The organism is Streptomyces rhizoryzae (assembly GCF_023155275.1).
GTDB classification, from domain to species: Bacteria; Actinomycetota; Actinomycetes; order Streptomycetales; family Streptomycetaceae; genus Streptomyces; species Streptomyces rhizoryzae.
Map to the genome: position 1 here is coordinate 17,355 of NZ_JALMUV010000047.1, position 22,598 is coordinate 39,952.

Genomic DNA, 22,598 nt, shown 5'->3' on the forward strand with positions numbered 1-22,598 from the left:
CCATGACCCGCGTGATCGCCGGCACGGCCGGCGGCCGCCGCCTCGCCGTACCCCCGGGCAACGGCACCCGCCCCACGTCCGACCGGGCGCGCGAGGGCATGTTCTCCACCTGGGAGGCGCTGGACGGCCCGCTCACCGGCGCCCGGGTCCTGGACCTCTACGGCGGTTCCGGCGCGGTCGGCCTGGAGGCGCTCTCCCGCGGCGCCGCGCACGTCCTGCTGGTCGAGGCCGACGCCCGCGCCGTCCGCACCATCCGGGAGAACGTCCGCACGGTCGGCCTGCCCGGCGCCGAGGTCCGCCCCGGCAAGGCCGAGCAGACCGCGGCCGCCCCGCCCCCCGGCGACCCCTACGACCTCGTCTTCCTGGACCCCCCGTACGCCGTCGGCGACGACGAACTGCGCGAGATCCTGCTCACACTCCGTGGTCAGGGGTGGCTTGCCGCGCAGGCACTCGTCACCGTGGAGCGGAGCACCCGGGGCGGCGCGTTCGCCTGGCCGGACGGTTTCGAAGCGATCAAGGCCCGTCGCTACGGCGAGGGGACGCTTTGGTACGGTCGCGCAGCTTCGGCGTCCGCCGAACCGACGTCAGCCACCGTGTCATGAACGGACCGGAGAGCGAGGAGACGAAGTTGCGCCGCGCCGTCTGTCCGGGGTCCTTCGACCCCATCACCAACGGGCACCTGGACATCATCGCCCGGGCCTCCAAGCTGTACGACGTCGTCCATGTCGCCGTCATGATCAACAAGTCCAAGCAGGGCCTGTTCACGGTCGACGAGCGGATCGACCTGATCCGCCGGGCCACCGCCGAGTACGGCAACGTCGAGGTCGAGTCCTTCCACGGCCTGCTCGTCGACTTCTGCAAGCAGCGCGACATCCCCGCCATCGTCAAGGGCCTGCGCGCGGTCAGCGACTTCGACTACGAACTCCAGATGGCCCAGATGAACAACGGCCTCTCCGGCGTGGAGACCCTCTTCGTCCCCACCAACCCCACCTACAGCTTCCTCTCCTCCAGCCTGGTCAAGGAGGTCGCGGCCTGGGGCGGTGACGTCTCCCACCTGGTCCCGCCGTTCGTCCTGGACGCACTGACCGAGCGGCTCCGCGACAAGCCCTGACCGGGTCCGCGGTGCGGTGGGACCGGCACTGATCTGACGGGTCGTCAGCAGGTGTCGGGGCGGGGGTTCCTGGCCGTACAGTCGTCCCGTTCCCTCCCTCCAACCCCAGAGAGTGGCGAGTCCAAGGTGGACGTCCAGAAGAAGCTCGACGACATCGTCGCAGCCGTCGGCAGCGCCCGGTCCGTGCCCATGTCGGCCTCGTGCGTGGTCAACCGCGCCGAGCTGCTCGCCATGCTGGAGGAAGTGCGCACCGCCCTGCCCGGATCGCTGGCCCAGGCCCAGGAACTCCTCGGCGGCCGCGAGCAGATGGTGGAGGAGGCGCGCGCCGAGGCCGAGCGGATCATCGAGTCCGCGCACAGCCAGCGCGGTTCGCTGATCTCCGACACCGAGGTGGTCCGGCAGGCGCAGGAGGAGGCGGACCGGATCCTGGAGGAGGCCCGCCGGGAGGCCGAGGAGATCCGCGTCCAGGCCGACGACTACGTCGACAGCAAGCTCGCCAACTTCGAGGTCGTGCTCACCAAGACCATCGGCTCGGTCGACCGCGGCCGCGAGAAGCTGCTCGGCCGCGGCCCCGGCCTGGACGAGCAGGGCTACGAGGACACCGAGGCCCCCGAGCGCAGCGCCGACCCCGAGACCCTGCGGCGCCGCGCCGACGCGTACGTGGACGCCAAGTTCGGCGCCTTCCAGGCCGTCCTCACCAAGACCCTGGAGGCGGTCGGCCGCGGCCGGGACAAGCTCCAGGGCGCCCGCCCGATCGACGAGCTCGCCGCCCACCTCGCCGCCCAGAGCGACCCGCAGACCGGTGCCCCGCTCCAGGCCGACGCCGAGTACCTGGCCGGCCTGGCGGGCGCCACGGCCGTGCCCGCCGCCGTCCCCGCCGCCGCGCCGGCCCCGGCCCCCGAGCCCCAGCCGGACTACTACGCCGGCCAGGTCGCCGCCTACCAGCAGCCGGACGGCTACTCCTACCAGCAGCCCGAGCAGGTCCCGTACACCCAGCACCAGGACCCGTACGGCTACGGCTGGCAGCAGACCCCGCAGCCCCAGCAGCCCGCCGCCCAGCTCCCGCACCAGGGCTACGAGGCGGTCGGCTACCCCGCCCAGGGAGTGCCCCCGCAGCCCGCGCACGCCCCGGCCCCCCAGCCCGGCGCCCTGGACGAGACCAGCCTCTTCGACACCAGCCTGATCAACCTCGACCAGCTCCGCCAGTACGAGGAGGGCCGCCACTGAGCGGCGGCCCGCCGGGCCCGCGGGCGCAGGGGGCGGACCGGATTGGGCCTATCGGAAGCCGTCCAGTATCCTGGCTCTTCGGTCGCGTGTATGTCCGCGATCACCGCTGCCCGCACGCCGGACTCCCGGCCGCAGGCGGCCGATACCGCAGTACAGAAAGCAGGAAAGCCTTGGGCGCCCGCCTCGACCACCGTTCCCCGCTCGTGTTCGACACACGCGAGCTGGGCCGTCGTCCCGGCGCGCTCAAGCGGCTCTCCCGCACCGTCGAGGCCCCCGCGGACCTCGGCAACGAGGTCATCGGCGTGCCCGAGGGCGTGCCGGTCGAGCTCGACCTCCGCCTCGAAGCGGTCATGGACGGGGTGCTTGTCACAGGTACCGCCCGTGCGGCCGTGAAGGGGGAGTGCGTAAGGTGTCTGGAGCCGCTGGAGCGAGAGCTCGAAGCGGACTTCCAGGAGATGTTCGCCTACCCCGACGCCGACGCCCGGACCGAGTCCGGCGACGACGCCGAGGACGAGGAGGACACCCTCTACATCGAGGACGATCTGATCGACCTCGAACCCGTGCTGCGTGACGCGGTGGTGCTCGCACTGCCGCTGCAGCCGGTGTGCCGGGAGGACTGCCCCGGTCTGTGCTCCGAGTGCGGGGCGCGGCTGGCGGACGACCCGGACCACCACCACGACGCCGTCGACATGCGCTGGGCGGCATTGCAGGAACTCGCCGGGTCCAACCAGGACCGCGAGATGGACAACGAACCCCGCGACGGCGGGGACGAACCTCAGGAGAAGTAGCCGTGGCTGTTCCGAAGCGGAAGATGTCGCGCAGCAACACGCGCCACCGCCGGTCGCAGTGGAAGGCTGCGGTCCCCACCCTGGTTGCGTGCGAGCGCTGCCAGGAGCCGAAGCAGCAGCACATCGCGTGCCCGAGCTGCGGCACCTACAACAAGCGCCAGGTCATCGCGGTCTGAGCGGCTGGTGACAGGCACTGTGTCTAGCCCGAAGAAGGCAGAAGACGGCCCCTCGTCACCGCGCAGGCGCGGAGACGGAGCGGCACCGGCGGACACGGCCTCGTCCCTCTCGCTTCTGGAAGGGCGGCTCGGGTACACACTTGAGTCCGCCCTTCTGGTGCGTGCGCTGACGCATCGCTCGTACGCCTACGAGAACGGCGGTCTGCCCACCAACGAGCGGCTCGAATTCCTCGGGGATTCGGTGCTCGGCCTGGTGGTCACCGACACGCTGTACCGCATCCACCCCGACCTGCCGGAAGGCCAGCTGGCCAAGCTGCGGGCCGCGGTGGTCAACTCACGGGCGCTCGCCGAGGTGGGCCGCGGCCTCGACCTCGGCGCTTTCATCCGCCTCGGACGGGGCGAAGAGGGCACGGGCGGCCGGGACAAGGCCAGCATCCTCGCCGACACCCTGGAAGCGGTGATCGGCGCGGTCTATCTCGACCAGGGCCTCGACGCGGCCGGCGAGCTGGTGCACCGGCTCTTCGACCCGCTCATCGAGAAGTCCTCCAGCCTGGGCGCCGGCCTGGACTGGAAGACCAGCCTCCAGGAGCTCACCGCGACCGAGGGCCTCGGGGTACCGGAGTACCTGGTCACCGAGACCGGTCCGGACCACGAGAAGACCTTTACTGCTGCCGCCCGCGTCGGTGGTGTCTCGTACGGCACCGGCACCGGCCGCAGCAAGAAGGAAGCCGAGCAGCAGGCGGCCGAATCCGCGTGGCGCGCGATCCGCGCCGCGGCGGACGAGGCGGCGGGGAAGGCGCCCGAGGGCGGCGACCCGGCTCAGGCTTCCGGCGGCACTCCGTCGCCGGCACACTGAATCACCGCTTCTGACCCCTTCCGGACGGCCGGCCGCCGCTCCGGGCGGGGTCAGAGGCGTTTTCCGACCCCCCTCCCCGAGGAACGCAAGGAGCGCCCGTGCCCGAGCTGCCCGAGGTCGAGGTCGTCCGCCGGGGCCTGGCGCGCTGGGTCAGCGGCCGCACCGTCGACACCGTCGAGGTCCGCCATCCGCGCGCCATCCGGCGGCACACCGCCGGCGCCGAGGACTTCGCCGCCCGCCTCACCGGGCTGCGCATCGGCCCGGCCCGCCGGCGCGGGAAGTACCTGTGGCTGCCGGTGACCGGCGGCGGCCCGGCCGCGCAGAGCGCCGCCGAGGGCATCGCCCCGGTGATCACCCCCGACGTCACCCACGGCCTCGCGGTCCTGGCCCACCTCGGCATGAGCGGCCAGCTCCTGGTCCAGCCGCAGGACGCACCGGACGAGAAGCACCTGCGGATCCGGATCCGCTTCGCCGACTCCGACGGCACCGAGCTGCGCTTCGTCGACCAGCGCACCTTCGGCGGCCTCTCGCTGCACGACACCGTGCCCGGCGACCCGGACCTGCTGCCCGACGTGATCGCGCACATCGCCCGCGACCCGCTCGACCCCGCCTTCGACGACGCCGCCTTCCACGACGCGCTGCGCCGCCGCCGCACCACGATCAAGCGGGCGCTGCTGGACCAGACCCTGATCAGCGGCGTCGGCAACATCTACGCCGACGAGGCGCTGTGGCGCTCCCGGCTCCACTACGACCGGCCGACCGCCACCTTCACCCGCCCCCGCACCGCCGAGCTGCTCGGCCACGTCCGGGACGTGATGACCGCCGCGCTCGCCGTCGGCGGCACCAGCTTCGACAGCCTCTACGTCAACGTCAACGGCGAGTCCGGCTACTTCGAGCGCTCCCTGGACGCCTACGGGCGCGAGGACGAACCCTGCCGCCGCTGCGGTACCCCGATCCGCCGCCGCCCCTGGATGAACCGCTCCAGCTACTTCTGCCCCCGCTGCCAGCGCCCGCCCCGGCCGAACTGACCCGGGCCCCGCCCCGGCCGGGTCAGAAGCCGAAGTCCTGCGTCCACCACGGGCCGCCCGGGCCGAAGTGGGCGCCGACGCCGAGGGTGCGGTACTCGCAGTTGAGGATGTTGGCGCGGTGGCCGGGGCTGTTCATCCACGAGGCCATCACCGACCGGGCATCCGCCTGGCCGCGGGCGATGTTCTCCCCGCCGAGGTCGGCTGTCCCCGCGGCGCGGGCCCGGTCCCAGGGCGTGCGGCCGTCCGGGTCGGTGTGGCCGAAGAAGCCGCGCCGCGCCATGTCGTCGCTGAAGTGCTGGGCCAGACCGGCCAGTTCACCGCTGGCGGCCACCGGCGAGCAGCCCGCCTGGGCGCGCTCCTGATTGACCAGCGCGACCACCTCGGCCTCGGCCGCGGACTCGGCGCCGCCGCCGGTCGCCGGGCCGGCGGTCGCGGTCGCGGTCGGCCGCGGCGCGGCGGTGGCCGACCCGCCCGTGGGCCGCGCGGTGGGCCGGCCGCCGGGCGCCCGGGACGGGGACGCGGTCGCCCGGGGCGCGGACGGGGAGGCGGTGGGGGAGGCCGGGGCGGCGGTCCGGTCCGTGCCCCGGGAGGAGGTGTGCCCGCCGTCGCGGCCCACCGGGCCCGCGGTCCCCGGCGCCGGGGCGGTCCGGCTCTCCTGCGGCTGGGCGTCGGGCAGCGTGCCGGCCCGGACCGGGTCGGTGCGGTCGCCGCCGGCCACCTCGAACCGGCCGCCGCCGGGTACGAGTCCGGACGCCACCGCCACCGCGCCCATCGCCACCGCGGCCGACGCGCCGAGCAGCCCGGTCCGCACCGGTGCGGACCGCCGGACCGCCCGGTGGCCGCGGCGCCCGCCGGCCGCGGACGTTCCCGCCGGTCCGTCAGCAGGCCCCGTACGTACGGGTTCCGGGGCGTGGGGAGCAGAGCGTCGATGGCGGCCCATCCGCGGTCGTTCCTTCCGTCCAGCGTCAAGACGACTCACCCGAAAGGGTGATCCTTCGCTGTCGGGGGACTGTACGCCATGACGGAAGGGGCGGATGTGCTTGCCGAGCAATTGGCCGGTTAACGTGCACACATGGAAGACGAGGTGCGGATGACCGCCTGGGTGCGCGGCCGGGTGCAGGAGGTCGGCTTCCGCTGGTTCACCCGTGCGAACGCCCTGCGGATCGGCGGACTGTGCGGTTTCGCGGTCAATCTCGGCGACGGTCGCGTCCAGGTCGTCGCGGAGGGTCCCAAGGACCGCTGCGAGGCGCTGCTGGAGTGGCTGCGCACCGGGGACACGCCCGGGAACGTCGACGGCGTCACTGAGATTTGGGACACGCCGCGGGGCGGCTACGACGGCTTCGAGATCCGCTGACCGGGGCGGGAGGAGCCCCCCGGACGGCCCCGTCCGGCCCGCGCCCCGGTGCGGCTTCGTGAGCTGCTTACGGGAGATAAGCCCAGGTGGTTGCCAACTCGGCCGACCCGTGGAAGGCTGCCGCTGTACGGATGATCTCCACGCCCCGTGGGCCCTTTCTGGAGAGTCGGCGGCATGCCCTGGCGGCCGCGCACTCTCAGGCGCCCGAGGATACGGGGTGTGATCGTGTTGACCCTCCATCCGTTTGGTGAGACTCTGGAATCCCCGCGCACCTTAGCTGTTTGGCATTGAGTACAGCTGGATAATGGCAAGCACCGCGGGTGCGAATCCCTCACGACCCAACCGCTTCGGTCGGTCACTCATTGTGGAGGACCATCCATCATGGCAAAGGCGCTTCTCGGTTACGTCGGCGGCTCCGACCCCCGAGTCCTCGCCGAGATGCGACGGCTTCAGCAGCGCGTCCAGGACCTCGAATCCGAACTCATTCGGATGCAGGCCGAGAACGACATGCTCTCCGCTGCCGCGCGTCGCGACGACTCGGTGCTCGACATCGACGTACCCCAGGCGGAGCCCGCGCTCACCTGACCCCGACCGGGGTCGGACGGGCTGCACGCCAGCCGCATGAGGCACCGCACGCTTCACGGTCAGCACCGCAAGATCTGCAAGGGACGCTTCGGCGTCCCTTCGTCGTTCTCCCCGTCCTCGGGATTTCGGGGCGGGTGCTTCCCGCCTTTGCCGTCCCGTGCCGCCTTTTCCGTTGTGGTCGCTTTCGGCGCCGGCCGGGCACCTGGGTGCTCTCCGGTCACTTCCGTCCCCGGCGTTTCCCCAGCCCCTCGGTGACATCCTTACCGCATGATGTGCCCTCCCCTTTCCCCGGTGAAACCGGAAAAGGAAACGGCGGCGGATACCCGGGGGCCGTAGCCGCCTCCGGCGGTCGCCGGAATGGCGTGGAAGGGGCCGCCGGGGCGGCCGGTAGAGTCCAATGGCGTGCACCTGAAGAGTCTGACCCTGCGAGGCTTCAAGTCCTTCGCCTCCGCCACGACGCTCCGGTTCGAACCGGGCATCACCTGCGTCGTGGGCCCCAACGGTTCCGGCAAGTCCAACGTCGTGGACGCCCTGTCGTGGGTGATGGGGGAGCAGGGCGCGAAATCACTGCGCGGCGGGAAGATGGAGGACGTCATCTTCGCCGGGACGACCGGGCGGCCGCCGCTCGGCCGCGCCGAGGTCTCGCTGACGATCGACAATTCCGACGGCGCGCTGCCCATCGAATACGCCGAAGTCACCCTGACCCGGATCATGTTCCGGAACGGCGGCAGCGAGTACCAGATCAATGGCGACACCTGCCGGCTGCTGGATATCCAGGAGCTGCTCTCGGATTCCGGTATCGGCCGGGAGATGCACGTGATCGTCGGCCAGGGCCAGCTCGATTCCGTGCTGCACGCCGACCCGATGGGGCGCCGGGCGTTCATCGAGGAGGCCGCCGGGGTGCTCAAGCACCGCAAGCGCAAGGAGAAGGCGCTGCGGAAGCTGGACGCGATGAAGGCCAACCTCGCCCGCGTCCAGGACCTCACCGACGAGCTCCGGCGGCAGCTCAAGCCGCTGGGGCGGCAGGCCGCGGTCGCCCGGCGGGCCGCCGTCATCCAGGCCGATCTGCGCGACGCCCGGCTGCGGCTGCTCGCCGACGACCTCGTCACGCTGCGCCGCGCGCTGGCCGCCGAGATCGCCGACGAGGCGGCGCTGAAGGAGCGCAGGGACGCGGTGGAGGCCCGGCTGCGCGATGCCCGGCAGCGGGAGGCGGCGCTGGAGGAGGAGGTGCGGGCCCTCGCCCCGCGGCTCCAGCGGGCCCAGGAGACCTGGTACGCCCTCTCGCAGCTGGCCGAGCGGGTGCGCGGCACGGTGTCGCTGGCGAAGGCCCGGGTGCGCAGCGCCACCGCGGCGCCGCCGGAGGAGCGGCGCGGGAGGGACCCGGAGGACCTGGAGCGGGAGGCGGCCCGGATCCGCGAGCAGGAGGCGGAGTTGACCGCTGCGCTGGAGGCGGCGAGCCGGGCCCTGTCGGACACCGTCGACCACCGGGCGGAGCTGGAACGGCAGTTGGCCGCCGAGGAGCGGCGGCTGCGGGACGCGGCCCGGGCGCTGGCCGACCGGCGCGAGGGGCTGGCCCGGCTCAGCGGGCAGGTGACCGCCGCGCGCGGCCGGGCCGCCTCGGCGCAGGCGGAGATCGGCCGGCTGGCCGAGGCCCGGGACGCGGCCCTGAGCCGGGCGGCCGAGGCCCAGGAGGCGTACGAGCGGCGCGCGGCCGAGGTCGGCGGACTGGACGCGGACGACGCGGAGCTGACCGGGCGGTACGAGGCGGCGCGGGCGGAGCTGGCGGCGGCGGAGTCCGCGCTGGCCGCGGTGCGGGAGGAGCTGGCCGGGGCGGAGCGGGAGCGCGCCGCGACCGCCGCCCGGCACGACGCGCTCGCCCTGGGGCTGCGCCGCAAGGACGGCACCGGCGCGCTGCTGGCCGCCGGGGACCGGCTCGGCGGGCTGCTCGGGCCGGCCGCCGAACTGCTGACCGTGGCGCCGGGCTTCGAGGTGCCGGTGGCCGCCGCGCTGGGCGCCGCGGCGGACGCGGTGGCGGTCACCGGTCCGGCCGCCGCGGCCGAGGCGCTGCGGCTGCTGCGCAAGGAGGACGCGGGGCGGGCGGCGATGGTGCTGGGCGGCGGCCGGCCGGTGCGGGTGCCGGCGCCGGCCGGGCCGGTGCAGCCGGCGGCCGGGCCGGCCGTGCCGTCCCCGGCGGGCGCGGAGGTCCGGCAGGCGGTGGCGGCGGAGGTCGCCGGGCGGGCCGCGGGCGAGGCGCCGGAGGGGGCAGGCGGGAGCGGTGGTGCCGGTGCGGCCGGGGTGTCCGGGGTGTCCGGGAGCGGCCCGGGCGGGGCTCCGGGGGCCGGCGGCGGGCCCGTACCGGCGCACGAACTGGTGGGCGGAGCGCGGGAGTTGACCGCGTCGGTGGCCCGGCTGCTGCGGGACGTGGTGGTGGTCGGCACGCTGGAGGAGGCCGAGGAGCTGGTGGCGGCGCGGCCGGAGCTGACCGCCGTCACCGCGGAGGGCGATCTGCTCGGGGCGCACTTCGCGCAGGGCGGTTCGGCGGGGGCGCCGAGCCTGCTGGAGGTGCAGGCGTCGGTCGACGAGGCGGCGGCCGAGCTGACCGGGCTGGCCGCCCGCTGCGCGGAACTGGCCGGGGCCCGCCGGGACGCCGAGGAGCGGCGGACCGCGTGCGCCGCGCTCGTCGAGGAGCTGGACGCGCGGCGGCGGGCGGCCGACCGGAAGAAGTCCGAGGTCGCCGGGGACCTGGGGCGGCTGGCCGGGCAGGCGCGGGCCGCCGCCGGGGAGGCCGAGCGGTCCGCCGCGGCCGCGGCCCGCGCCGAGGAGGCGCTGGCCCGGGCGACCGAGGAGGCCGAGGAGCTGGCCGCCCGGCTGGTCGCGGCGCAGGAGGACCCGGCCGCGGCCGACGAGGAACCGGACACCTCCGTCCGCGACCGGCTGGCCGCCGACGGGGCCAACGCCCGGCAGACGGAGATGGAGGCCCGGCTCCAGGCGCGCACGCACGAGGAGCGGGTCAAGGCGCTGGCCGGGCGGGCGGACGCGCTGGACCGGGCGGCGCGCGCGGAGCGGGAGGCGCGGGCGCGGGCCGAGCGGCGGCGGGCCCGGCTGCGCCACGAGGCGGCGGTGGCCGGTGCGGTGGCCTCGGGCGCGGCGCAGCTGCTGGCGCACATCGAGGTGTCGGTGGTGCGGGCCGAGGAGGAGCGGGCCGCCGTGGAACGGGCCAAGGCGGAGCGCGAGCGGGCGCTGGCCGCCGCGCGCGAGCAGGGCCGGGAGCTGGCGGCCGAGCTGGACAAGCTGACCGACTCGGTGCACCGCGGGGAGGTGCTGGGCGCCGAGAAGCGGTTGCGGATCGAGCAGTTGGAGGCCCGGGCGCTGGAGGAGCTGGGGGTCGAACCGGCCGTGCTGGTGGCCGAGTACGGGCCCGACCAGCCGGTGCCGCCGCCCGCGCCGGCCGGCGGCGAGGAGCGGCCGGACGCGGCGGCCGGCGGCGGCCCGGCGGCGGGGGAGGGGCCGGTGCCCTTCGTCCGGGCCGAGCAGGAGAAGCGGCTGCGGGCCGCCGAGCGGGCGTACCAGCAGCTCGGGAAGGTGAACCCGCTCGCGCTGGAGGAATTCGCAGCCCTGGAGGAGCGCCACCGCTTCCTGAGCGAGCAGCTTGAAGACTTGAAGAAGACCCGGTCCGACCTGCTGCGGGTGGTCAAGGAGGTCGACGAACGGGTCGAGCAGGTCTTCACCGAGGCGTACCGCGACACCGCGCGGGAGTTCGAGGGCGTCTTCGCCCGGCTCTTCCCGGGCGGCGAGGGGCGGCTGGTGCTGACGAACCCGGACGACATGCTGGCGACCGGGGTGGACGTGGAGGCCCGGCCGCCGGGGAAGAAGGTCAAGCGGCTCTCGCTGCTGTCCGGCGGTGAGCGGTCGCTGACCGCGGTGGCGCTGCTGGTGTCGATCTTCAAGGCGCGGCCCAGCCCGTTCTACGTGATGGACGAGGTCGAGGCGGCGCTGGACGACACCAACCTCCAGCGGCTGATCGGGATCATGGCGGAGCTCCAGGAGAGTTCCCAGCTGATCGTGATCACGCACCAGAAGCGGACGATGGAGGTCGCCGACGCGCTCTACGGCGTCTCGATGCAGGGCGACGGCGTCTCGAAGGTGATCAGTCAGCGGCTGCGCTGAGCCGGTGCGGGCGGGACCGTCCGCATCCGTTCCGGAACCGTGTGTCGCCATGCCGTGAAGGCATACAAGATCAATTCAGAAGTTGAATGGAGCTTGCCGCAGTCGCGTGAGAAAGACGTCAGGTTCGGCCTATTGACTTCGAAACTTAAAGGCATAGTCTCTGCAACGTTGCTTTTACCTTCAAGTGGTGGGTGCCCCCACCGTGTGCGCCACTTGTAAGGGCCAGCCCCCTACGCCCGGCAGCGCAGCCGGGCCACTGGAGTTCACGTTGACCAGCACCGCGCAGCCGACGGTCCCGGAAGGCCGCAAGGCCCAGCCGGACCACCTCGGCCATGTCATCTTCATCACCGCGGCTGCCGCGATGGGCGGCTTCCTCTTCGGTTATGACAGCTCCGTCATCAACGGCGCCGTCGAGGCGATCCGCAGCCGCTACGACGTCGGGTCCGCCGTCCTCGCGCAGGTGATCGCCATTGCCCTGATCGGCTGCGCCATCGGCGCCGCCACCGCCGGCCGGATCGCCGACCGGATCGGCCGCATCCGGGTCATGCAGATCGCCGCGGTGCTCTTCACCATCAGCGCCATCGGCTCGGCCCTGCCGTTCGCCCTCTGGGACCTGGCGATGTGGCGGATCCTGGGCGGTATCGCCATCGGTATGGCCTCGGTCATCGGCCCGGCCTACATCGCCGAGGTCTCGCCGCCCGCCTACCGCGGCCGGCTCGGCTCCTTCCAGCAGGCCGCCATCGTCATCGGCATCGCCATCTCCCAGCTCGTCAACTGGGGCATCCTCAACCTCGCCGACGGCCAGCAGCGCGGCAAGATCGCCGGGCTGGAGGCGTGGCAGTGGATGCTCGGCGTGATGGTCGTCCCGGCCATCCTCTACGGGCTGCTCTCCTTCGCGATCCCCGAGTCGCCGCGCTTCCTGATCTCCGCCGGCCGGGTCGACCGCGCCAAGGAGGTGCTCGCCGAGGTCGAGGGCAGCACGGTGGACCTCGACGCCCGGGTCACCGAGATCCAGGACGCGATGCGCCGCGAGCACAAGTCCACCTTCAAGGACCTGCTCGGCGGCAAGGGCGGCTTCCTGTCGATCGTCTGGGTCGGTATCGGCCTGTCGGTCTTCCAGCAGCTCGTCGGCATCAACGTCGCCTTCTACTACTCCTCGACGCTGTGGCAGTCGGTCGGCATCAACCCGGAGAGCTCGTTCTTCTACAGCTTCACCACCTCGATCATCAACATCGTCGGCACCGTGATCGCGATGATCTTCGTCGACCGGATCGGCCGCCGCCCGCTGGCCCTCATCGGCTCGGCCGGTATGGCCGTCGCGCTCGCCCTGGAGGCGTGGGCCTTCTCCGCCAAGACCGCGGCCGGCACCCTGCCGGCCACCGAGGGCACCGTGGCCCTGATCGCCGCGCACTGCTTCGTGCTCTTCTTCGCCCTCTCCTGGGGTGTCGTGGTCTGGGTCTTCCTCGGCGAGATGTTCCCGAACAAGATCCGTGCCGCCGCGCTGGGCGTCGCCGCCTGCGCGCAGTGGATCGCCAACTGGGCGATCACGGCCAGCTTCCCGAGCCTGTCCGACTGGAACCTGTCCGGCACCTACGTGATCTACATGGTCTTCGCCCTGCTCTCGATCCCCTTCGTGCTCAAGTTCGTGAAGGAGACCAAGGGCAAGGCGTTGGAGGAGATGGGCTAACCCCCCCGCCGCCCTCTCCTCAGTCCTCGCCGCTGCCCCGGTTCACCCGAGCCGGGGCAGCGGTACGTTCCGGGGGGCGGACCGGACCTGCGGGGCACCGGGCGCGCCGCGCTCACACCGAGAGCACGCACCGGACACCACCCGGCCGCCCTGGCGGGCGAACGACGCGACTTTGCGGACACCCCCTAGAGGAGCGGGCTGCCGTCGGGTATGAGCACCCAGCGGCGCGGCGCCCCGGACAGCGGCTGCGGATCCGCCAGCCGCAGACCGGCCTGGGCGCAGGCGTACGCCAGCTCGCTCGCCCCGTACATCTCCTCCGGCCGGTCCCAGCTCCAGAAGCGGTACAGCCAGTGCCCCTCGGGCTCGTCGCCGTACGGCGGCAGGCCGATCTCCTCGGTCCGCTCGGTGCGGCCGTCCCGCGAGAGCGTGCCGAACGTGCCGCCCTTGGGGTTGAAGTACACCCCGTACGCGGCGCCGCCGGGGGAGAGCGCGTCCAGCAGGGGCTCGGTGCTGAGCAGGTAGGAGTACGGCTGGACAAGGACGCAGCCGCCGGGCACCCCGGTGACGCCGACCTGGCGGTGCGCCTCCTCGTGGGCGAAGGCGTCCCCTTCCCAGGGCTCGGCCGCGGCGTCCGGAGGGAGCACCGGGCAGTCGCGGGGGTCGCGGCCCAGCCGCCGGACCGCCTCCTCCTCGCCGACGCCCGCCACGAACGCCGCCGAGAGGGACTCGGTGGGCACCCCCGCGAACACCGCCGCCCGCTCGTCCGCCTCCCGCTGGGCGGCGCGCTCCGCGGGCGTCAGCGGCACCGCGCCAGGCAGTCCGGCGAACAGCGGGGCCAGCGGGGTGGTCAGCGCCAGCCGGCCGGGGGAGCGGCCGCCGAGCTGCGGGCGCCAGGCGTCGGCGCCGGCCCGCAGCAGCAGCGCGGCGTTCTCCCGGGCGCCGTGGCAGACGGCGTGCCACAACGGGGTGCAGCCCTGGTGGTCGGGGGCGTCCGCGGCCGCGCCCGCGGCCAGCAGGGCGGCGACCGCCTCCGGCGAGCCGTGCGCGGCGGCCGCGTGCAGCGGCGCCTCCGGGGAGCCGGGGGCGCGGGCGGCCGGATCGGCGCCGTGCGCGAGCCGCTCCAGCACCAGGGCGGTGTCGCGCCAGTGGGCGTCGGCCATGCCCTCCCAGCCGGCGCGGGCGGGGTCCGGGGCGGGCGGGGTCCACACCGCGGGCTCAGGGACGGGCGGGGACCACACCGCGGGCGGCCGGGCCAGGATCTCCGCCGGTCCGAGGCCGGCGACGAGGAACCCCCGCGCCTCCCCGTCCGCCGAGGGGCCGGCCGCCAGGGGACCGTCCGCCGCCGTACCGGCCGGTGGTGCGGTGCCCGGTGGCGCGGTCTCCGGCCAGACCTCCCGCACCTCCCGGACCACCGCCCGCAGCGGCCCGGCGTCGAAGACCGTGACCGTATCGGGCACCTGCTCGTCCGGCCACTCCACCACCAGCTGGGTGGGGCCGGCCGGCGGCATCTGCGAGAGGTGCAGCTCCAGTTGGTGGTGGAACGCGCCGCCGGTGCCGCCGCTGAGCCGCAGCACCGGCCCGGACTGCCCGGACGCCGGCCAGGAACCGCCGTCCAGGGTGGTGACCTTCCGCCCGTCCGCCAGCAGCAGCCCGCAGCGCAGCCCCCCGCCGCCCGGCCGCCCGTACGGCGACGTCCGGCCGCCGGGGCGGATCCGGCGCAGGAAGACCGACAGCCGCATCGTCACCGACCGGGGCCAGACGTCCCAGCCGGTGAGCACGATCCGCGCCGCGGGACCGGCACCGGCCTCGGCGAGCTGTGGGAGCTGCGCCGGGACGAACCACTGCGAGGGCGCGAACTCCTCGTCGCCGGCGGGCGCGTAAGGGCCCAACTCCAGGATCTCGTCGGGTACTTCGGGCGGTGGGCCGGCCGGGGTCAGTCCGTCGAAGAAGCTCATGCACCGATCGTGGCACCCGCCACTGACAATCGGCCGTGCCCGCCGGCCCGCCCGCGCCCGGCCCGCCCGCCTCAGCCCGCCAGCCGGGGCAGCACCCGCTCCGCGAACAGCCGCAGCGACCGCCAGCCCTCCTCGACGGGCATCCCGCCGCACAGCGGATGCAGGATCAGCGCGCCCCCGCCGCCCTCCTCCCCGGCCAGTCGCAGGCACTCGTCCGGGGTGACGATCCGGTAGACGCCCTCCGCGCGCAGCTGCGCGGTGTCCGCGGCCGCCGAGCGCACCGCCGACCGCGCCCCGGCGCCCTGCCAGGACGCGTACGTCCGCGCCTCGTACAGCAGGTGCCGGCCGTGCTCCGCCCAGCCGCGGTCCGGGTCCTCGGCCAGGTGCAGCAGGCAGGTGCGCCGCGGCGGCTGCATCACCCAGCCCTCGGTCCCGTGGGCGGCGCACCTCTCGTGGTAGTAGCGCTCCAGCTCCGGCAGGTGCGCGCTGGGGAAGAACGGCAGGCCCAGGCGGGCCGCCCGCCGGGCCGCGGGCCGCGAGGCGCCGCCGACGAGCAGCGGCGGATGCGGCCGGGAGTGCGGGCGCGGGGTGACCCGCACGGTGCGCCCCCGGTAGGTGAACGGCTCCCCGGTCCAGGCGGCCAGCAGCGTGGCGAGCGCCTCGTCCTGGAGGGCGCCGCGGGCGTCCCAGTCCTTGCCGTGCGCGGCGTACTCCTCGGGCCGGTAGCCCAGGCCCGCGACGGTCACCAGCCGGCCGGCGCCCAGCAGGTCGAGCACCGCCAGGTCCTCGGCCAGCCGCAGCGGATCGTGCAGCGGGGTGATCAGGGCGGAAACGGTGACGCCGATCCGCCGGGTGGCGCCCAGGACGGCGCCCGCGAAGGCCAGCGGCGCGGGCATCCAGCCGTTCCCGGTGGCGTGGTGCTCCTCGGTCTGGATCATGTCCAGGCCGTGGGTGTCGGCGTACCGGGCCATCTCGATCGCGGCCCGGTAGCGGGCGGTGAGCTCCCCGGGCGCGGCGGGCGGCCCGGCGAGGTTGAAGCGCAGGAGCGTGACGGGTGCGGACGGGGCGGCGGACATGGCAGGTCCCCTTCGCCAGAGCAGGTGGCGAAGGGGACCGTAGCTGACGATACGTCAGTTTTCCAGGGGAGGGGAGCCGGACCGGCCGGGATCAGCCGATCTCGACGGCCTGCCGCTCGCCGCCGGGCGCCGCGGCGGGCGCCGGGGCCTCGGTCTCCCGGGCGGCCGGCAGGACCGCGAAGACCACGGCGGCGATCAGGATGGTGGCCGCCCAGCCCAGGCCGTTCTCGCCGATCCAGGTGCCGGCCAGCGGGCCGGTGAACCACTGCACCTTGGTGAACGCCAGGCCGGCGAGGAGCGCGACGCCCCAGGCGGTCAGCGCCTGCCAGCAGAAACCGCCGCGGTACCAGTAGCGGCTGGTGCGGTCGATGGTCATCAGGCTCTCCGCGTGGTACCGCACCGTCATCGTGCGGCGGCGGAACATGTCCACGCCGTAGACGCCGATCCAGGCGGAGAACGAGACCGCGAGCAGCGTCAGGAAGGCGATGAACTGGCCCACGAAGTCCTTGGCCACCAGCATCATGAACAGGCCGCCGATGAGGCTGATGGCGGCGTTGATGCTGACCGCCAGGGCGCGCGGCAGCTTGACGCCCATGGTCTGGGCGGTGAAGCCCGCGGAGTACATCGACAGGCTGTTGATCAGCATCATGCCGATCAGCGCGGTGATCAGGTACGGGATCGCGATGGCGGACGGCAGCACCTGGCCGAGGAAGGACATCGGGTCGGTGTTCTGGTTGGCCAGCGACGGGTTGGACACGGCCATCACGCCGCCCATGACCACCATCGGGACGAGGACCAGGGCCGCACCGGAGACGGTGGTGCCGACGATCTTCTTGCCGGAGGCGGAGTGCGGCAGGTAGCGCGCGAAGTCCGGACCGGTGGGCACCCAGCTCAGGCCGCCGGCCGCGATGGTGCCGATGCCCGCGATCATCATCGCGCCGCTGCCCGGCGACTTGGCGAAGATGGCGCCCCACGGCATCTCGACGATCAGGTAGACCAGCACGACGAGGCTGATCAGGCTGAAGAGGTACGTGGAGTACTTGTTGCAGACGTTGAGCGCCTTGCGGCCCATGCCGCTCACCAGGAAGGTGCAGGCGACGAAGCCCAGCAGGGTCACCACGACCAGCACGTTGTTGGTCTTGATGCCGAACACCAGGCGGAGCACGGTCAGGATCGCGTAGGCGCCGCTGACCGCGTTGATCGTCTCCCAGCCGAAGCGGGCGACCCACAGGATCGCGCCCGGGAAGTAGTTGCCGCGCACGCCGAAGGCGGCCCGGGAGAGCATCGCGCCCGGCGCGCCGCCCCACTTACCGGAGACCGACAGCAGGCCCACGATCCCGAAGGAGATGGTGGAGGCGATCGCGGCCACCACCAGCACCTGCCAGAAGTTCAGGCCGTTGTTGATCACCAGGGAGGCGCCCATGGTCAGCAGCAGCACGCTGATGTTGGCCGCGACCCAGGTGGGGAAGAGCTCGCGGACCCGTCCCCGGCGCTCGTGATCCGGGACCGGCTCGATGCCCCGGGTCTCGACGGCGCCTTCGGCCGCGGGGGCGGATGTGGTTGAGGACGTGGTGCTGGTGCCCATGGGTGCAGCTGTCTCCGTGCGGGGGTCTGGGGGCACCCCCGGGAAGGAGGTGCAGGCAGCGGCAGTGATGCCCGGCCAGATGTGATTGCCAGGACTCTACGCGCGTTGCGCGGCCGACCACCATCGTACTTTGATCCAACTTCTACCGGTCCGCCCCCTTGGATCCCTTGACGATGACACGGAATCCTCGTCCTGTCGATGAATCCAGTCACACCCCCGTGATCAGGACATACGTGACGCAGTGGAGGGCTCGAAGAGGAATCGGAGGTCCCCCTTCCGGTTGGGCGGGCGGTTCCGGGAGCCCGTCGGAGAGACGCATCTCTCGTCTGAGCGCGCCGCGCGTGGACCGCCCGGCGGCGGGAAAACGCCCCCCGGGGCATGGCGGCCCCTCCTTGGTGCAAGGTGATCCGGATGAACGACAGCGCGGACCCGCGGGAGGCCGATGTGCCGGACAAGACGTGTCAGTGGTGCCAGGGCACCGGATATGTGTCCCAGGCCCTGGCCTACGGCCCCGGGGTCGACCCGTTCCGGGGCCCCTGCGAGACCGTCCAGCGGACCGGCGAGTGCCGCCACTGCCAGGGCTCGGGGACGTACGACGCGCACCGCGACCCCACCCTGGAGCGCTGGCGCACCCAGGAGCACCGCGAGTCCTGACCACGCCTCCGGCGGGCCGCGCGGGCGCCGGCGGCAGCCCCCGCCACCCGGGGCGGATCCCCGGGCGCGTGCCGCGGTCGGCGGCGGGGTGTGGCTGATACTGGAGGGGTTATGGAAACCGTCATCCTTGCCGTAGTCATCGCCGTGGTCGTGCTCGGCGCGATCAGCGGGCTCGTCGTCACCGGCCGCAAGAAGAAGCAGCTGCCGCCGCCCCCGCCGGCCGCTCCCCAGCCCTCCGTCACCGCGCCCCCCGCCGAACCGCAGGTCGGCGAGGAGGCCGAAACCCCCCGCGACGAAGAACGCCGCACCATCGAAGAGGTCGAGCTGCCCACGGCCGAGGCCCCCGCGGCCGCGCCCGAGGCACCGGCCGCCGAGCCGGAGGCGCCCGCCGCGCCCGCCGTCGAGGTCCCCGAGCCGACCGCCGGCCGCCTGGTCCGGCTGCGCGCCCGGCTCGCCCGCTCCCAGAACACCCTCGGCAAGGGCCTGCTGACCCTGCTGTCGCGCGAACACCTCGACGAGGAGACCTGGGAGGAGATCGAGGACACCCTGCTGACCGCCGACGTCGGCGTCGCCCCCACCCAGGAACTGGTCGAGCGGCTCCGCGAGCGGGTCAAGGTGCTCGGCACCCGCACCCCCGAGGACCTGCGCACGCTGCTCCGCGAGGAGCTGCTCGCCCTCATCGGCACCGAGGCCGACCGCACCGTGCACACCGCCAACGGCATCGGCAACGGCGGCGGCGAGATCCCCGGCGTGGTGATGGTCGTCGGCGTCAACGGCACCGGCAAGACCACCACCACCGGCAAGCTCGCCCGCGTCCTGGTCGCCGACGGCAAGTCCGTCGTCCTCGGCGCCGCCGACACCTTCCGCGCGGCCGCCGCCGACCAGCTCCAGACCTGGGGCGAGCGGGTCGGCGCCCGTACGGTCCGCGGCCCGGAGGCCGGCGACCCGGCGTCCGTCGCCTACGACGCGGTGAAGGAGGGCATCGCCGAGTCCGCCGATGTCGTCCTGATCGACACCGCGGGCCGGCTGCACACCAAGACCGGCCTGATGGACGAGCTGGGCAAGGTCAAGCGGGTCGTCGAGAAGCACGGCCCGGTCGGCGAGGTGCTGCTCGTCCTGGACGCCACCACCGGCCAGAACGGCCTGGTCCAGGCGCGGGTCTTCGCCGAGGTCGTCGACATCACCGGCGTGGTCCTCACCAAGCTCGACGGCACCGCCAAGGGCGGCATCATCATCGCCGTCCAGCGCGAACTGGGCGTTCCGGTCAAGCTGGTCGGCCTGGGCGAGGGCCCGGACGACCTGGCACCGTTCGAGCCCGAGGCGTTCGTGGACGCGCTGATCAGCTGACCCGGCCCCACGGCCTGACGGCGGCGGCCCCCGCCACCCGCGCACGACGGGTGACGGGGGCCGCCGCCGTTCGCCGCACGCCCCCGGCCGCCACCGGGCGCAGCGCTCGGATCCGGCCAACCCGGCGCCGCGGTGCGCTCACCGGGCCCGCGGACCGTACGCCGTCCCGTCGGGGGCGGCCCGGCCGGCCGCCGCGCGGTTGCACGCGTACGCCAGCGCGCCCAGCAGCAGGCGGGCCTGGGGCGGGCGGCCGGCGGTCTCCAGGGACGGCGGCCGGAGCCAGCGCACCGGACCGTGCCCGCCGAGATCGGAGGGCGGCGCGGTGAGGTACCCGCCCGGCCCCAGCGGCCGCAGGTCCAGATCGGCGTCGTCCCAGCCCATGCGGTAGAGGAGGTCGGGCAGCGCGGCCGCCGCCCCGGGGGCGACCAGGAACAGCGCGCGCCCGGTGGGCGTGGCGGCCACCGGGCCCAGCGGCAGCCCCATCCGCTCCAGGCGCGCCAGCGCGCCCCGGCCGGCCTCCGCCGGCACGTCCAGCACGTCGAAGGAGCGGCCCACCGGGAGCAGTACCGCGGCGCCCGGGGTCTCCGCCCAGGCGGCCAGTGCCTCCTGGAGCGTCGCGCCGGCCGGCAGCTCCCGGCCGAAGGAGAGCGGATGGGCGCCCGGGGCGGGGCAGTCCGCCGCGCCGCACGAGCACTCCGTACGGCCGCCGGTCCGCACCGCGCGCGCCCCGGGGACCACGTCCCAGCCCCACAGCCCGGTGTACTCCGCGACCGCGGTGCCCTCGGCCGAGCGGAGGCGGCGGCGCGGACCGGTACGCCGGTCCCGGATGCCGCCGATCGTGAAACCCATGCCCCCTCCAACGGGTGGTGCGTCTGCGTGGTTACGAACCGGCGCGTTGACGAGGAGACGGTTCTGCACTCTGGTGTGCACGCTCCGTCGGCGGTCCGCGGTCCCGGTGGTGTGCGGTCGTACACCGGGTGGTGCGGCACCGAGCGCACGCCCTGGCGCGCTCCGCTCCGCCCGGCCCCCGGATGACCTCTGTCAAGTCAATCGCGAGAGCTGCCCGGGGAGTTCACGCGCAGGGGTGGCGAATGGTGGCGTTTCCGTGATCGGCCTCGCAGCGGGCGTGATCGTAGGATTACTTTCGGTGCACCCGCCCCGGGGGACGCACCCGGCACCCGGGTATGCCGGGGGCAACGGGTGAACGGCGTCGGCGCAGGTGTGGCCGGATCCGGCGGTCGGGTAGAGGTACCGCGGCACGGGCGCCGCAACAGGCGGCATCCTGTGGGTGTTTCGCGGACACGCGCTATCGGAAATGGGGGCATCCCTGTGGGCGGCACTGGCGGCACCGCCGGGTCGGGCGGCACGGGCGGCACCGAAGCCGCCAAGCGCCCCAACGCGCAGCTGGGCTCGTGGTTCCTGCGCAGCGGCTGGTCCAAGGGCGAGCTGGCCCGGCAGGTCAACCGCCGCGCGCGCCAGATGGGCGCCCACCACATCAGCACCGACACCTCCCGCGTGCGCCGCTGGCTGGACGGCGAGCAGCCCCGGGAGCCGATCCCGCGGATCCTCTCCGAGCTCTTCTCCGAACGCTTCGGCTGCGTGGTCGGCGTCGAGGAGCTGGGCCTGCGCACCGCCCACCGGTCCCCGTCCGTCTCCGGCGTCGACCTGCCCTGGGCCGGCCCCCAGACGGTCAGCCTGATCAGCGAGTTCACCCGCAGCGACCTGATGCTGGCGCGCCGCGGCTTCCTGGGCACCTCGCTCGCCCTGGCCGCCGGCCCCCCCCTCATCGAGCCGATGCAGCGCTGGCTGGTGCCGGTGCCGGCCGGGTCCGGCGACCTTCCCGCGCAGTCCGACCGGACCCGCCGCCCGGCCCGGCTGTCCCGCCCCGAGCTGGAGCTGCTGGAGGCGACCACCGCGATGTTCCGGCAGTGGGACGCGCAGTGCGGCGGCGGGCTGCGGCGCAAGGCGGTGGTCGGCCAGCTCCACGAGGTCACCGACCTCCTCCAGGAGCCGCAGCCGCCGGAGGTGTCCCGGCGGCTGTTCAAGGTCGCCGCCGAACTCGCCGAACTCGCCGGCTGGATGAGCTACGACATCGGCCTCCAGCCCACCGCCCAGAAGTACTTCGTGCTCGCCCTGCACGCCTCCAAGGAGGCCGGCGACCGCCCGCTCGGCTCGTACATCCTCTCCAGCATGAGCCGGCAGATGATCCACCTCGGCCGGCCCGACGACGCGCTGGAGCTGATCCACCTCGCCCAGTACGGCAGTCGGGAGACCGCCACCCCCCGCACCCAGGCGATGCTGTACGCGATGGAGGCCCGCGCGTACGCCGGGATGGGCCAGCCCAGCAAGGTCAAGCGGGCGGTCCGGATGGCCGAGGACACCTTCTCCGACATCTCCCCGGGCGAGCCGGAACCGGACTGGATCCGCTTCTTCTCCGAGGCCGAGCTCAACGCCGAGAACGCCCATTCCTACCGCGACCTCGCCTACGTGGCCGGCCGCAGCCCCACGTACGCCTCGCTCGCCGAACCGGCCATGCGGCGCGCCGTCGAGCTGTTCGGCCAGGACCCCGAGCACCAGCGCTCCTACGCCCTCAACCTCATCGGCATGGCCACCGTCCACCTCCTCCAGAAGGACCCCGAGGCGTGCGCCGCGATGGCCCGGCAGGCCATCCCGTTCGCCCGCCAGGTCCGCTCCGAACGGGTCAACAACCGGCTGCGCAAGACGGTGGACACCGCGGTCCGGGAATACGGCACGGTCAGCGAGGTCATCCGGCTCGGCGACGAGCTGTCCCGGCAGCTCCCGGAGACCGTGGCGGCGGTCTGACCGGCCCCGCCGCGGCCGCGGCTCCGGCCGCCCGGCGCCCCCGGCCGTTCACCGGGGCGTAACACGCGCGACGGCTTCGTCACCCCGGTGAAACACCGGCAAGGTTTGGCCGAAACGGCGCCGCGACACCCTCTTCGCGAAGCCGGCCCACCCACACCCGCACGGGCCGCATCGACGAC

19 protein-coding genes are annotated in these 22,598 nt (G+C 74.0%); 14 read left to right on the forward strand and 5 right to left on the reverse strand.

Annotated elements, in window-relative coordinates:
• Positions 1 to 2 precede the first annotated feature (2 nt).
• The 7 genes from rsmD (at position 3) to mutM (ending at position 5,186) form a co-directional block, all read left to right on the forward strand.
• The gene (gene rsmD / locus MUU72_RS28910; RefSeq protein WP_248016363.1) at positions 3 to 602 is read left to right on the forward strand and encodes a 16S rRNA (guanine(966)-N(2))-methyltransferase RsmD; all 600 of its coding nucleotides are present in this window, start codon (positions 3 to 5) and stop codon (positions 600 to 602) included.
• Positions 599 to 1,111, forward strand: coding sequence for a pantetheine-phosphate adenylyltransferase (coaD, locus tag MUU72_RS28915; protein WP_248016364.1), 513 nt, complete (start codon positions 599 to 601; stop codon positions 1,109 to 1,111). Before rsmD ends, coaD begins: the two co-directional genes overlap by 4 nt.
• A gap of 126 nt (positions 1,112 to 1,237) precedes the next feature.
• On the forward strand, positions 1,238 to 2,338 hold the full coding sequence (locus MUU72_RS28920) for an ATP synthase subunit B family protein (RefSeq protein WP_248016365.1): 1,101 nt from the start codon (positions 1,238 to 1,240) through the stop codon (positions 2,336 to 2,338).
• A 203-nt stretch (positions 2,339 to 2,541) separates the two neighbouring features.
• On the forward strand, positions 2,542 to 3,126 hold the full coding sequence (locus MUU72_RS28925; protein WP_248016366.1) for a YceD family protein: 585 nt from the start codon (positions 2,542 to 2,544) through the stop codon (positions 3,124 to 3,126).
• 2 nt (positions 3,127 to 3,128) lie between these two features.
• A complete protein-coding gene (gene rpmF, locus MUU72_RS28930) occupies positions 3,129 to 3,302 on the forward strand; it encodes a 50S ribosomal protein L32 (RefSeq protein WP_016578620.1) in 174 nt (57 codons plus the stop codon).
• Between the two features lie 7 nt (positions 3,303 to 3,309).
• Complete coding sequence (rnc, locus tag MUU72_RS28935) at positions 3,310 to 4,158, forward strand: ribonuclease III (protein ID WP_248016367.1); 849 nt, start codon at positions 3,310 to 3,312, stop codon at positions 4,156 to 4,158.
• Positions 4,159 to 4,256: 98 nt separating this feature from the next.
• Positions 4,257 to 5,186, forward strand: a complete 930-nt coding sequence (mutM, locus tag MUU72_RS28940) for a bifunctional DNA-formamidopyrimidine glycosylase/DNA-(apurinic or apyrimidinic site) lyase (protein WP_248016368.1) — start codon at positions 4,257 to 4,259, stop codon at positions 5,184 to 5,186.
• A 22-nt stretch (positions 5,187 to 5,208) separates the two neighbouring features.
• Here the strand turns inward: mutM and MUU72_RS28945 are convergent, their stop codons facing one another.
• Positions 5,209 to 6,126, reverse strand: a complete 918-nt coding sequence (locus MUU72_RS28945; RefSeq protein WP_282504843.1) for a CAP domain-containing protein — start codon at positions 6,124 to 6,126, stop codon at positions 5,209 to 5,211.
• 132 nt (positions 6,127 to 6,258) lie between these two features.
• On the opposite strand from MUU72_RS28945, the gene MUU72_RS28950 reads away from it, so the two are divergent.
• From MUU72_RS28950 to MUU72_RS28965, 4 genes are all read left to right on the forward strand, one after another.
• Positions 6,259 to 6,540, forward strand: a complete 282-nt coding sequence (locus MUU72_RS28950) for an acylphosphatase (protein WP_248016370.1) — start codon at positions 6,259 to 6,261, stop codon at positions 6,538 to 6,540.
• Positions 6,541 to 6,921: 381 nt separating this feature from the next.
• Positions 6,922 to 7,125, forward strand: a complete 204-nt coding sequence (locus MUU72_RS28955; protein ID WP_039632428.1) for a hypothetical protein — start codon at positions 6,922 to 6,924, stop codon at positions 7,123 to 7,125.
• 402 nt (positions 7,126 to 7,527) lie between these two features.
• On the forward strand, positions 7,528 to 11,292 hold the full coding sequence (locus MUU72_RS28960) for an AAA family ATPase (RefSeq protein ID WP_248016371.1): 3,765 nt from the start codon (positions 7,528 to 7,530) through the stop codon (positions 11,290 to 11,292).
• A gap of 268 nt (positions 11,293 to 11,560) precedes the next feature.
• Complete coding sequence (locus MUU72_RS28965) at positions 11,561 to 12,979, forward strand: sugar porter family MFS transporter (RefSeq protein WP_248016372.1); 1,419 nt, start codon at positions 11,561 to 11,563, stop codon at positions 12,977 to 12,979.
• Between the two features lie 185 nt (positions 12,980 to 13,164).
• On the opposite strand, the gene MUU72_RS28970 is transcribed toward MUU72_RS28965, so the two are convergent.
• From MUU72_RS28970 to MUU72_RS28980, 3 genes are all read right to left on the reverse strand, one after another.
• A complete protein-coding gene (locus tag MUU72_RS28970; RefSeq protein WP_248016373.1) occupies positions 13,165 to 14,934 on the reverse strand; it encodes an ankyrin repeat domain-containing protein in 1,770 nt (589 codons plus the stop codon).
• A gap of 71 nt (positions 14,935 to 15,005) precedes the next feature.
• Positions 15,006 to 16,010, reverse strand: coding sequence for an LLM class flavin-dependent oxidoreductase (locus MUU72_RS28975; protein WP_248016374.1), 1,005 nt, complete (start codon positions 16,008 to 16,010; stop codon positions 15,006 to 15,008).
• A 91-nt stretch (positions 16,011 to 16,101) separates the two neighbouring features.
• Positions 16,102 to 17,595 (reverse strand): purine-cytosine permease family protein, encoded by a 1,494-nt coding sequence (locus tag MUU72_RS28980; protein ID WP_248016375.1) that lies wholly within the window; start codon positions 17,593 to 17,595, stop codon positions 16,102 to 16,104.
• Positions 17,596 to 18,006: 411 nt separating this feature from the next.
• Between MUU72_RS28980 and MUU72_RS28985 the strand changes: the two genes are divergently transcribed.
• Together MUU72_RS28985 and ftsY are read left to right on the forward strand one after the other, a co-directional pair.
• Positions 18,007 to 18,249, forward strand: a complete 243-nt coding sequence (locus MUU72_RS28985; RefSeq protein ID WP_248016376.1) for a hypothetical protein — start codon at positions 18,007 to 18,009, stop codon at positions 18,247 to 18,249.
• Between the two features lie 111 nt (positions 18,250 to 18,360).
• Positions 18,361 to 19,596: a signal recognition particle-docking protein FtsY gene (ftsY, locus tag MUU72_RS28990; RefSeq protein ID WP_248016377.1), complete on the forward strand. Its 1,236-nt coding sequence runs from the start codon at positions 18,361 to 18,363 to the stop codon at positions 19,594 to 19,596.
• 138 nt (positions 19,597 to 19,734) lie between these two features.
• Here ftsY and MUU72_RS28995 read toward each other — a convergent pair whose 3' ends face one another.
• Positions 19,735 to 20,445 carry a bifunctional DNA primase/polymerase gene (locus MUU72_RS28995; RefSeq protein WP_248016378.1) on the reverse strand — a complete coding sequence of 237 codons (711 nt, stop codon included), beginning with the start codon at positions 20,443 to 20,445 and terminating at the stop codon, positions 19,735 to 19,737.
• 480 nt (positions 20,446 to 20,925) lie between these two features.
• On the opposite strand from MUU72_RS28995, the gene nsdA reads away from it, so the two are divergent.
• The gene (nsdA, locus tag MUU72_RS29000; RefSeq protein WP_248016379.1) at positions 20,926 to 22,419 is read left to right on the forward strand and encodes a transcriptional repressor NsdA; all 1,494 of its coding nucleotides are present in this window, start codon (positions 20,926 to 20,928) and stop codon (positions 22,417 to 22,419) included.
• Positions 22,420 to 22,598 lie beyond the last annotated feature (179 nt).